This is a genomic window from Fulvivirga sp. (assembly GCF_040218215.1).
Classification (GTDB): domain Bacteria; phylum Bacteroidota; class Bacteroidia; order Cytophagales; family Cyclobacteriaceae; genus Fulvivirga.
Genome location: NZ_JAVJQL010000011.1, coordinates 29797 through 41693 on the forward strand (window position 1 = coordinate 29797; position 11897 = coordinate 41693).

Annotated in this window: 12 protein-coding genes; 7 read left to right on the top strand and 5 right to left on the bottom strand. The window is 39.6% G+C overall.

Annotation, left to right across the window (positions count from 1 at the left end; all coding sequences use genetic code 11):
- Positions 1-2 precede the first annotated feature (2 nt).
- Positions 3-251 carry a DUF4212 domain-containing protein gene (locus RIB54_RS04800; protein WP_350067275.1) on the bottom strand — a complete coding sequence of 83 codons (249 nt, stop codon included), beginning with the start codon at positions 249-251 and terminating at the stop codon, positions 3-5.
- 386 nt (positions 252-637) lie between these two features.
- On the opposite strand from RIB54_RS04800, the gene nudK reads away from it, so the two are divergent.
- From nudK to RIB54_RS04815, 3 genes are all read left to right on the top strand, one after another.
- On the top strand, positions 638-1219 hold the full coding sequence (gene nudK / locus RIB54_RS04805) for a GDP-mannose pyrophosphatase NudK (protein ID WP_350099528.1): 582 nt from the start codon (positions 638-640) through the stop codon (positions 1217-1219).
- A gap of 133 nt (positions 1220-1352) precedes the next feature.
- The gene (locus RIB54_RS04810; protein ID WP_350099529.1) at positions 1353-2129 is read left to right on the top strand and encodes an HAD-IIA family hydrolase; all 777 of its coding nucleotides are present in this window, start codon (positions 1353-1355) and stop codon (positions 2127-2129) included.
- Positions 2130-2171: 42 nt separating this feature from the next.
- A complete protein-coding gene (locus tag RIB54_RS04815; protein WP_350099530.1) occupies positions 2172-2609 on the top strand; it encodes a DUF2214 family protein in 438 nt (145 codons plus the stop codon).
- On the opposite strand, the gene RIB54_RS04820 is transcribed toward RIB54_RS04815, so the two are convergent.
- The 4 genes from RIB54_RS04820 to RIB54_RS04835 form a co-directional block, all read right to left on the bottom strand.
- Complete coding sequence (locus tag RIB54_RS04820; RefSeq protein WP_350099531.1) at positions 2610-3452, bottom strand: DUF4249 family protein; 843 nt, start codon at positions 3450-3452, stop codon at positions 2610-2612.
- On the bottom strand, positions 3449-5755 hold the full coding sequence (locus tag RIB54_RS04825) for a TonB-dependent receptor (protein WP_350099532.1): 2307 nt from the start codon (positions 5753-5755) through the stop codon (positions 3449-3451). Before RIB54_RS04825 ends, RIB54_RS04820 begins: the two co-directional genes overlap by 4 nt.
- Before the next feature lie 300 nt (positions 5756-6055).
- Positions 6056-8251, bottom strand: coding sequence for a M28 family peptidase (locus RIB54_RS04830; protein WP_350099533.1), 2196 nt, complete (start codon positions 8249-8251; stop codon positions 6056-6058).
- A gap of 112 nt (positions 8252-8363) precedes the next feature.
- Positions 8364-8804, bottom strand: coding sequence for a GNAT family N-acetyltransferase (locus RIB54_RS04835; RefSeq protein ID WP_350099534.1), 441 nt, complete (start codon positions 8802-8804; stop codon positions 8364-8366).
- Between the two features lie 126 nt (positions 8805-8930).
- Here RIB54_RS04835 and RIB54_RS04840 point away from each other — a divergent pair, with 126 nt between their 5' ends.
- The 4 genes from RIB54_RS04840 to RIB54_RS04855 are packed head-to-tail and all read left to right on the top strand — an operon-like array spanning position 8931 to position 11896.
- Positions 8931-9383, top strand: coding sequence for a VOC family protein (locus RIB54_RS04840; RefSeq protein WP_350099535.1), 453 nt, complete (start codon positions 8931-8933; stop codon positions 9381-9383).
- 9 nt (positions 9384-9392) lie between these two features.
- Positions 9393-9875, top strand: a complete 483-nt coding sequence (locus tag RIB54_RS04845) for a gluconokinase (protein ID WP_350099536.1) — start codon at positions 9393-9395, stop codon at positions 9873-9875.
- Entirely contained in the window at positions 9868-11214 is a 1347-nt protein-coding gene (locus RIB54_RS04850; RefSeq protein WP_350099537.1) for a GntP family permease, read from the top strand. Before RIB54_RS04845 ends, RIB54_RS04850 begins: the two co-directional genes overlap by 8 nt.
- Before the next feature lie 58 nt (positions 11215-11272).
- Positions 11273-11896 (top strand): RNA polymerase sigma-70 factor, encoded by a 624-nt coding sequence (locus RIB54_RS04855; protein ID WP_350099538.1) that lies wholly within the window; start codon positions 11273-11275, stop codon positions 11894-11896.
- The last annotated feature ends 1 nt before the right edge of the window (position 11897 follow it).

The following is an 11897-nucleotide window of genomic DNA, read 5'->3' on the forward strand; positions in this document are numbered from 1 at the left end:
GTCTATTTTTCGTCAAGGTCATGTTTTTTGTCCAGCTTGTTCATTAGCCTTACATAGACAAAAATGAGTATAACAAAAACATAGATGGAGCCTTGCTGAGCAAACCAGAAACCAAGCTTAAATCCTCCGATCCTGAGATTGTTGAGTTGATCAACAAAAAGGATACCTGCGCCATAAGAAACGGCAAACCAAATGGATAATAATATAAGGAGGTAGCGAATATTAGCCCGCCAATACATTTGCTTGTTCATAGTTATAAAGGTGCTTTAAAACCCAATATATAAAACTGACTTCATAAAAGGAAAAAAGGACAGATTTCAACTTGTCGGCCTCCAGATTTAAATGAGGCAATAACTAAAATGGTGAAACCTGAGTTGGATTAATAAAAGCGACCGTCATACATGGAAAATAAAGGTTTACATTTTAAAAACCTTTATTTATCCGGTATCTCTTTCCTATTTGGAAGAGATCACGGACAATTATCTTCATTTTGAAAAAAGAAATGAAGATAATTTCCGCGATGACGTTTTAAGGGAAGCCGCATGTTAATTATTAATTAAACACAGGTTAAAAGCATAACTGTATATATTTCAATCCGTTAAGCCGTTGGTAAACAGATCATTTAAAACTGAAATTGATGAACAACAACCGTGTTAAAAATCTAAAAAAAGAGCTACTGTCTGATAATTGGTACACTTTGTACAAAGTGAGTTATGATTATCAAAAGCCTGATGGTGAATTTGAGCCACAAACCAGAGAAGCCTATGATAGGGGCAATGGTGCTACTATTTTGCTTTATAATAAGGAGAATAAAACAGTAATACTAACGCGTCAGTTCAGGTTGCCAACTTATCTGAATGGTAATGATGACGGAATGCTCATAGAGGCGTGTGCTGGTTTGTTGGACAAGGATAATGCTGAAGATTGCATCAAAAAGGAGACTGAGGAAGAAACCGGGTACAAAATTTCTAAGGTTAAAAAGATATTTGAAGTCTATATGTCACCGGGTTCGGTCACGGAGATTGTCTATTTCTTTGTGGCGGAATACACGAAAGACATGTTAGTTGGAGAAGGTGGTGGCCTCGATCATGAGCAGGAGAATATTGAAGTTTTGGAGCTGCCATTTGAGCGTGCGGTAAAAATGATAGAAACAGGCGAGATTAAAGATGCAAAAACGATTATGTTGCTTCAATATGCCCAGATTCATCAACTCGTCTGAAATACAATCGGTTGCAACCCAGCACTTAAAAAGTATTAGTCATTCGCCTTTTCTATATCATCAAAGTAGCTTTATATTGTACCGAAAGTCAGATCAAAATAGAGACTTTCCAATCAAACAAAATCTATAGATTATGAAACATGGATTGCTTATTGACATGGACGGTGTCATCTATATAGAAAATCAAATGATCCCGGGAGCGGATGTATTTATAAAAACACTTTTGAAGGAAGATATTCCTTTCACATTTATGACCAATAACAGTCAGCGAACACCCCTTGACGGAGTTCAGAAGTTGAAGAAAATGGGTATAAAAGTGGAGGAGAAGCACGTATATACCAGTGCTATGGCCACTGCCCATTTTATGGCGCATCAGTTTCCTAATGGTACTGCTTATGTCCTTGGCGAAGGTGGGTTGATCAAAAGTCTGCATGAAAATGGATTTAACCTTGTGCAGAATGACCCTGACTTCGTGGTAGTTGGCGAGGGGATCAACTTTACGTTGGAAATGGTAAGAAAGGCCATTGACTTTATTTTAGAAGGTGCGAAGCTGATAGCTACTAACCTGGATGCTACCCCAAGAAAGCAAGGCTGGAATAACCTAGGCATTGCGGCAGTTGTTGCTATGATAGAAGAGGCTACTGGCAAAAAGGCTTTTAGTGTAGGCAAGCCAAGTCCGGTAATGATGCGTTCGGCAAGGAAACATATAGGCCTGGCTACCGATGAAGTAACCGTTATTGGCGATACGATGTCTACCGATATTCAGGGTGGTGTTTCTGTAGGTTATAAAACCATCCTCACTTTATCCGGCATGACCAAAAGAGAGCAGCTGATTGATTACCCTTTTAAACCCGATTTGGTGATTAATTCTATTAAAGATTTGGAACTGCCTTTGAAGTGGTGGACGTAGGTCAATTGGCAATCAACAATTAACAATCTGCAATTAGCTATTATGAATGAATTAATTTTTGTTCGATATCTTCATTTTATAGGCCTGTTTCTGGTAGTGGCCACTGTTTTTGCTGAGGCTGTTATGCTGAAAAAAGTTTTAAAGAGAAGTGTTATTCAGACCGTATTTAAAATTGATGGCATCTATGGCCTTAGTGCCTTGATTGTAGTAGGAGCAGGGTTATACCTTTGGTTTGGAATAGGAAAACCAGCGGATTACTATTCTGCAAACCCAATATTTATTACCAAAGTAGTGCTGTTCCTTGTGGTAGGCATCCTGTCCATTTGGCCAACAGTATTTTATTTTAAAAACCGGAAAGGTTCAATTGATGATGAGGTCAATATTCCAGCCCATATCAGCTTCATTTTAAAAGTTGAGCTTTTTATTCTTTTCATAATCCCGCTATTGGCCACATCAATGGCTCAGGGTGTTGGACTCTAACTATTGTCCAAACAAAACAATCCTTATATCTGGTTGATGGGTATGAAAAAAACCAAGACCATTCTCAACATTAGTGGGGTAATTAATAGGTTCACCCAGTCCGTCAAGAAGTGAAAACCGCTGATCTTTTCTAAGTTTCAGAAATTGGTAATAGTCTTCATTGATATTGGCCATAGAGACAAAAATCGTATCGCCAGGTTCATAGTCCCTAAATGGAATTGTAAATTCATGATGATATAATTCCCCATTAAAACCTATGTCATCCAGCAGTTCGGTATACGGACGGTCTTGAATATCATAATCGTCATTGAAAGTCTGCACATTCACCATGTACCAATTCTTTTGGTCAGGGTCTTCAATCCACAAGTTTATATTGATTAGGGTGTCAAATGTTGTTTCATTTAAAGAAACCTCTAAAGAATCAAAGCCAATGAATGGGAGTAAATTGCTTTTTGAAATCACAGGTTTATCATTTAAGGGGCTAATAAATGACAAGGTGTACTCTTCACCAACAATCTCAGGTATACCTGTGCCAAGATAAAAGCCATTGGTTAAATTTTGAAGCTGATAATTCTGTCCTGCAACTTCAATGAACATTTCCACACTATCAATAAGCAGTTCATCCAGTAAGGCCTCAATATCAGAATCTGGTCCAGCATCTAAAGCACCAAAGCTTTTGGTCAATGAAATGGCTATAAATTCATCTGGTAATTCCTGAGAACCAACCACTACTGTATTTTCTAAAACAGGCACATTATTGACAGGCAGCGGCTCTGGTAAGCATGCTGTTAATAGTGCTGATGCGCAGAAAAAGACAATATAGAAGTAGTTCTTAATTATCATTTGTAAAATTTAAAGTTGTAAGATATTGACGGCAAAAGGCCTATCAACCCAGGTTGTTCATAGCTGTAGCTATCGGTTTCTTCATTATAAACAATGTTGATAGCTACTGGAGTAGCCCTGTTATAGGCATTATAAATACTGAACTGCCATTCGCCAAACCAATTTTTGTTCGATCGTTGTTTTCCTTTAAACGTTATGCTCAAATCCAACCTGTGTGCATTTGCAAGTTGAACAGAGTTACGTTCCGGAAAGACTGGGATTAAATCCACGCCTGTGGTGGCAGAATTTGGCACCCCGTAATACCCAATAATGGGAGTGAACCGTGCTCCTGATAAAAACTCCCAAACGGCTGATAGCCTCCATCGCTCTGCTATGTCATAATTGGTCACTATAGAAACATTGTGCCTTCTGTCATATCGTGCCTTAAAGGTTTTGCCATTGTTTAGTTCATCAAATTGGCGGTTGGTCCATGACAATGTATAAGACAGCCAACCCCTTAATTTTCCAGCATCTTTTCTTAGTAGCCATTCAGAACCATACGCCTCTCCATCGCCTTGGATAAGTGCGCTTTTGAAATCGTTATTGAGTACCAGGTTAGTGCCTTCCCGGTATTCTACCAAATTACTCATGCTTTTATAATAGGCCTCTGTGCTTAAAACAATCTCTCCATTCTGCAGCAGTTTGCTCAGCCCAAGGGTAAACTGGTCTGCACTTTGAGGCGCTACATCTTCATCCACCGGATACCAAATGTCAGTGGGCAGTGCAAACGAAGAGCTTGATACACGATGGACATACTGGCTCATCCGGGTATAGCTGGCTTTCAGGGCATAGTTGTCATTGAGGCTATACCTGAAAGCTATTCTTGGCTCAGGTTGTACGTAGTGGGTGTTTTCTAAGAATGCCGCAGAAGTTCTTAACCCAACAATTCCTTCCAGATTGTCTTTTTTGAACTCCCACTCACCAAAAATAGCGGTCTCCGTAACTTCCCTTGTTGTGCCATCGCTGCTTGGTATGATCTCCGAAATTTCACCCCCAGAGTTGATTAAATTTGGATCTACATTTCTCAAAATAGCTGAGAAACCAAAATTAAAACTTCTGTTTTCAGTCTTTTTAAGGGCAAATTTTTGACTTAAACCAAGGTCTTGAATATCTGCAATAACGTTAATAAAATTATCCTGAAAGTAGCTGTTGATCTTATAATCGAATTTAGTGAGATGCAAATAGGTTGTGGAGGTCATGTTTTCCAATTGGCTATTAAACTCCAGTGTATGAATTGAATTTCCAAGATTGAACGAAGTTCCGGCTACATCACCAGCCACATTCTCATCTCTCACCTCGCTAAAATCTAATATATCATCGCCACGATAATAGCCATAATGAAGGTTGGATTTATCACCAATTTTCCAGTTGACATTGATATTCATATCATAGAAGTAATATGGTAAATCAATGCTTGCCAGGCGCACGACCTGATCTGCATAGGTTCTTCTACCTGCAATTTGAATGGCCAGTTTATCTTTGATAATAGGCTGCTCCACGGATATTCTGGAAGATATAAGTCCTACGCCACCTTCAATAAAAGTCCGGTTCATCGAAGGTTCTTTGGACCTGATGTCTATAATTGATGATAACCTTCCTCCATATTCGGCAGGAAAGCCACCTGTCATCATGCTTACTTCACCAATAGCCGATGGGTTAAAGACTGACAAAAAGCCAAACAAATGGCCTGTGTTATAAACCGTTGCGCCATCCATTAAAACAAGGTTTTGATCTGCGGCCCCGCCTCTTACAAAAAAATCGCTGGAACCTTCTATACCTTTGGAGGCACCTGGCAATAGTGTTAAAGCTTTAATAAAATCAGGCTCACCGGCCAAGGCAGGCAGTTGGAGCACAACTTCCTTTTTTAAAACCTGTTTCCCGGGTCTTACATTTTCAAATTGCTGAAGGGCATCTGACCGTAATGCCTTTATTTCTATTTCCTGCAAAGTTTTAGCCGTACTTTCCAGTAGTACTGTATAATCTTTATTGATTTGATGGATGGGTACTAAAAGCTCCTGATAGCCGAGAAATAAAAATCTCAAACTGTCAGTCTCATTGGTATATGGAATTGAAAACCTTCCTAAACTGTCAGTGCTATAAACAGCGTTTTTGGATAAAAGAACAATATTGGCATATGGCAGTGGTTCAAGGCTATTTTTATCCACCAGCTTGCCCTTTACAAAAGCATTTTGGGCAATAAGGTTGGTGCTTATCACCATCATTAAAATAAAAGGAGGAAAATTTTTTAGGAACTTTATTGCCATTATTGGTATAATGGAATTCTGAGGCTTTTTGTTGCCTGAAAAGGTAAATTATTACTCAGGCTATGATGTTTTAGGTCAGCACTCCAATAGTCACTCTGGTTCCTGCAGCTTTTTTGCCTTCTTTCAGGTCTTCTATATAAAAAGAAACATTTTTGTTTTCATTGATGAGCTTGAGCCTTTCCTAACTGAGTTTTAGACTTATTAAACTGATGGCATTCCCACCTAATAATATCTATTTTTTAAATAAAAGGGATAACTATAATTACTTATCCCCTTTATTAATTTCTTACAAATCTAGAATCATTTGATCAGCGTATTCATTTTCTCGATATGGGTTCTAAATTGCTTAAACGTTTCTGCCAGTTTGATGATTTCCGCCTGCGCCTCTTTCCAGTCTTCCTGCTCTATAGCTTCACGAACTGCTGGTAACGTCTTAACACCATAGCCGGTGTAAAAGCCTGGTGCATAAATCTGATGTTTGTACCAGCCTCTTCTTGGCAAACCATTTGAACTCATTAACTGACTTTCACTTTTCATCAATAGCTCATTAAGTGCTTTTGTCTTAGCATCATCCAGTTTTGTGTATTCAAAAGATGCATAAGTATTGATAGCACCTTTGAGTGCAGCCAACTCGTTTTGAATAGGACTGAAATCCAAATAAGGCACTATTTCTTTTTTCTCAGGTTTCAAAAATGGCTCTTTAGGATTGGCAGCCAACTCAAACGCATTTTTGTCTACCAGCATATTGTGCTTTTCTACGGCAGTACGCATGTCGTCAGCCGTTTTCATCACCTCATCAAGATAACCTGATACTGTGGTTTCCCATTGCTTTAATTCAAAAGGCAGTACATCTGCATTGGCCAACCTAAGAACAATGCGCCCAGCAGTTTTAGCCAGTGTTACTCCGTAGGCAAAATCGAAATCCTTAAATCTCTTGTAGTGGTCGTAAGTGTCATAAATAGTATGGTACTCACCACCTGAGCTCTCACCACCAAAGCCAATATTTAAAGAAGGAATACCGGAATGCTGAATAAAAGGCGTATAGTCGGATCCAGAACCTAAGGCATAAAGTTTAAAATCTGAATCTCCACCATTTAGCATTTCAACAGCTCCTCTGCGCTCAACAAGTGAAACTCCCTTCTGTGGATCTTTTACTGTCTGGGCTACTTCTTTTACCATGGCCTGTAAAGTATGCGAACCACCAGCACCAAAGAAACCGCGACCGTTACCATCCGTGTTGATATAAGCTACAAGCTTTTGCTGCAACTCTTTTTCATGATCTTCTACCCATTCAGTTGATCCTATCAGTCCGGGTTCCTCTGCATCCCATGCAGCGTAAACAATTGTTCTTTTAGGTTTCTGACCTTTTTTGGCTAATTCACCAATAACTCTCGCTTCTTCCATCAATGCTACCATTCCACTTACTGGGTCGCTGGCACCGTGTACCCATGCATCATGGTGGTTTCCTCTCATTATCCACTGGTCAGGAAACATTGAGCCTTTCATAGTGGCGATTACATTGTGTGCAGGTTTTAGTTGCCAGTCAAATTCTAATTTTAAATGCACTTTGGCGGGGCCGGGGCCAATATGGTAAGTGATTGGCAATGCACCTCTCCATGATGGAGGAGCAACAGCACCTTTAAGTGCAGCCAGTAATGGCTTGGCATCCTGATAAGAAATAGGTAGTACAGGAATTTTTGTAATGGTAGGAGCGTCTTTTCTATCGAGGCGCTTGGCATCTTTAGTGGCAGCATATCCCGGGGTTAAAACATCACCTGGATATAAAGGCATATCCATTACTGATCCTCTTTGTACGCCAGTTTCATTTTTGAAGGCGCCTTCAGGATATACATCACCCTGATAATAGCCGTCATCTTCAGGATCTGAATAGATGATACAGCCAATAGCCCCTTTTTCTGCTGCAAGCTTTGGCTTAATTCCTCTCCATGAACCGTAATATTTTGCAATTACAATTTTACCTTTTACATCAATGCCCAATTTTTCCAACTCCTCATAATCAGCGGGTACACCATAGTTTACAAATACCAGTTCAGCTTCCACATCACCATCTGTTGAGAAGGCATTATAACTTGGCAGCAGCGCTTCACCTTGTTTTGTGTAATCATCACCTTCCACGGCTACATTTTCCAGTTTGGCATTATAGGTGGTAGGTCCGGTTAGCTCAAGCAGACGGACTTTAGGATAAGGGAAAAGCACCTGATAGGTTTCTATTTTTGCATCATAACCCCATGATTTAAATTGCTTTACCATCCACTCAGCGTTTTTACGGCCATATTCCGTGCCTACATAGTGAGGTTCTGCAGCCATCAGCTTCATCCAGTCGTCTAGGTTTTGGGCTTTTAGTTGTGCATCAAAAGCTGCTTCGGTTGATAGCTCTTTACTGACATTGGCTGGTTTAAAACCAAGGATGGATTCTTGCGCATCGGCATGATAAAAAAGGCCGATGCAAAGGAATAGCGGTATTAATTTCTTCATAGGAGTATTGTTAAGGTTGATTCGAAAATGAAATTTACAGAATGGTAAGTTAATCAATACCTGTACTTAATCAATGGCATTTACATGAGTGGGAAATACTTTAAGGTTATGGTTAACCAATGATCTTGTGCATTTTTATCAATGGGTAGCCAGCTACAATTTGTTGTTCATTTGGCAAAACCTTAAAGTCCAGACTTTCATAGAACGACTTTAACCTTTCGTGAGGCCATAGTGTAAGTTCTTTCAGCCCTTTGTCCTTTGCTAAGGACTCTAGTTTTTGAATTATTGACTTAGCTATGCCTGCCCCTCTGTATTCTTCAACAACTGCTATTCTTGCTATTTCTGCTAAATGATCATTTACAGGATATAGCCGACCAGTGCCTATAGCTTTACTATCACTCCAGACTAAGAGGTTAATAGCATTCTCATCTTTACCATCCATATCCATAGCAGCAGGAATCCTCTGCTCATCTGTGAAAACTGCAGATCGAATGGCATAAGCTGCCTGCATATCATTTTCAGTAGCTACTATTTTAATTTCAATGCCCTTCATACATTATGACTATAATAAGTCTAATTTAACCCAATTCTATTCAACCACTGGCATTACCATTCTGCATGTTCATAAAAGAAATTCTTCAAAACAGGGATTTAAATCGATATAACATTATTTTTAACTATGAAAAAATTACTAATCATACCTATTCTATTAATTGCCGGCATGTTGAATGCCCAAACTTTCGACTTTGAGTTAGATCATACTGCCGTTGTTGTTACTGACCTGGATAAAAGTGTAGCCTTTTATAAGGACGTACTTCAACTAAAAGAGATAAAAGCTCCCGGAGATAAAGAAAAAATCAGGTGGTTTACATTGGGCAACTTTGATCAATTACACTTGATTAAGGCCGATGAAATGCCAGATATTAAAACCCGATCAGTTCACTTTTCATTGAACACTCAAAAATTTGATGCCTTTGTAGCTTCCCTGGAAAGTAAAGGTGTGATCTATACCGACTGGCCAGGTGAGAATTTTAAACAAAGCAAGCGACCTGATGGCGTAAGACAGGTTTATATTCAAGATCCTGATGGGAACTGGATTGAACTGAACGATGCCAAATACCCAAGCAAGTAATTTCTTTTAATGATTATCATAGTCATGGGGGTTAGCGGTAGCGGTAAATCTACTATCGGAAAGGCGCTGGCCGATGAATTGAAATTTCCATTTTTTGATGCCGATGATTTTCATCCTCAATCTAACAAGGATAAAATGGCTTCAGGCATTCCCTTGACCGATGAGGATAGATACCCTTGGCTGCAACTGATTGTTGACGCACTTTCTAAAGAGGCAAATGGCGTTTTGGCTTGCTCAGCCTTAAAAGACGCATATCGGGAAATATTAAATAAGGCTTCAGATGATGTTCGGTGGGTATATCTTAAAGGAGATTATGAAACCATTAAACAACGGATGGAGTTGCGCTCTGGTCATTTTATGAAAGCTGAGATGTTGAAATCGCAGTTTGATGTATTGGAAGTGCCTTCTGGGGTTATAAATGTGGACATAATCCTCTCAATTGATGAAGTGGTAGCCACGATAATTAAGAATATAAATAAAACTAATGATTGATTATACTTTGCTATTGGCTGTCTTTTCAGGCATAGCCGCCATACTGGTTCTTATCCTTTTCTTTAGAATTCATGCCTTTTTAGCATTACTGATCGCCAGTATTTTGGTCGGTGTAATCGCTGGTGTGGAGCCTTTGTCCATTATCAAAACCATGCAAAATGGGATGGGCGGCACACTTGGATTCGTGGCCATGGTGGTTGGTCTGGGAGCAATTTTCGGAGCAATACTGGAACAGTCAGGCGGAGCGGAGGCATTAGCCAAATTTCTGCTAAGTAAATTTGGAGAGCAACGGGCCTCTTGGGCCATGATGATCACGGGATTTGTGGTGGCCATTCCGGTTTTCTTTGATGTGGCTTTTATTATTCTTATTCCAATGGTTTATGCATTGCAGCGCAAGACCAAAAAGTCTTTATTGTTATATGCCTTGCCATTGCTTACGGGCTTAGCCATCACTCATGCTTTTATTCCACCTACTCCAGGCCCCGTGGCTGTGGCTGACATATTAGGGGCAAACTTGGGCTGGGTCATCATGATGGGGTTCCTGGCCGGAATACCAGCGGCCATCGTTGGTGGGCCAATCTTTGCTAAATACATTGCCAAAAAAATCCCTTTAGATGCGCCAAAGGAGGTGAGCAATGAAAAGGCTGAAGCTACATTTCCTCCTGTTGGCATGATCATCACGATCATATTAGTGCCTATTTTGTTGATTGTCGCCAATACATTATTAAATAGCTCTTTGGTAGGGGATGGTTCTATTTCAGAAGATGTCAAGAGCTGGATAGAAATGATAGGCCACCCATTTAGTGCATTAATTATAGCCAACCTACTAGCCTGGTATTTTTTAGGAATAAAAAGAGGCCTTACAAAAGAGACTTTGCTCAAAATAAGTGGCAAGTCAATGGAGCCTGCCGGCATTATAATTTTATTAACAGGAGCAGGCGGAGTATTCAAACAAATGCTTGTAGACACTGGAGCAGGTGAGATGCTGGCCAACTATGTAGCCGCTTCAGGTTTGCCTGTAATCTTCTTTGCTTTTATAGCTGCTGCTTTGGTAAGAGTGTTACAAGGCTCGTCAACAGTCGCAATGATTACTGCGGCCGGATTGATCAGTCCTTTACTAGGCTCAGGTGCTGCAGAAATAGATAAGGCACTTATTGTTATTGCCATTGCATGCGGAGCATCTACTTTGTCACATGTTAATGACAGTGGGTTCTGGTTAGTGAGCAACTATTTGGGAATGACAGAGAAGCAGACCTTTAGAAGCTGGACTATGATGACGCTGATTATTTCGTTTGTAGGTTTTGCAGCGGTATTGTTGCTTTCTGTGATCTTTTCTTAAACTTTTAAAATCGATTTTCTCTTCTATTTTTGTTTGAAATTATCATTGATGTGAGATTTTGATTGATCTACAAGAGATAGCCCTAAAAATCCGTTCCGGTGACAAACATGCATTTGAAGTATTGTTTAGGCACAGCTATGGAACCATGTGTGGCTATGCAAAAAAATACATAGCGGACACAGATGAAGCCGAAGGTGTTGTCCAGGATGTGTTTGTCAATTTTTGGGAGAAGAGAGATGCTATTGAGATTAGTGATTCTGTAGAGGCTTATCTGTATCGCTCAGTGAGGAATTCGTGTCTTAACCAATTGAAGCATAATCATGTCAAGGCTAAGTATGCCATGGAGCAAGTGTCGGTATTTAAAAATACCGAGGCTGTAACTACAGATACACTGGAAGATTTAGAACTACAGCAGAAAATAGATGCTTGTGTTGATAGTCTGCCAATTGAGCGAAGGAAAATTTTCAAATTGAGCAGGGAAGATGGGTTGAAATATAAAGAGATCGCCAATGAGCTCAATATTTCCATAAAAACCGTAGAAAATCAGATGGGTAAGGCCTTAAAACATTTGAGAACGCATCTTGCAGAATATTTACCCTTCCTGGTGTGGATTATACTGGTTTTGAAAAATAATTTTATGATTTGGATAGGGGTAATAGTATTTGGTGTTGTCAATATTTAAA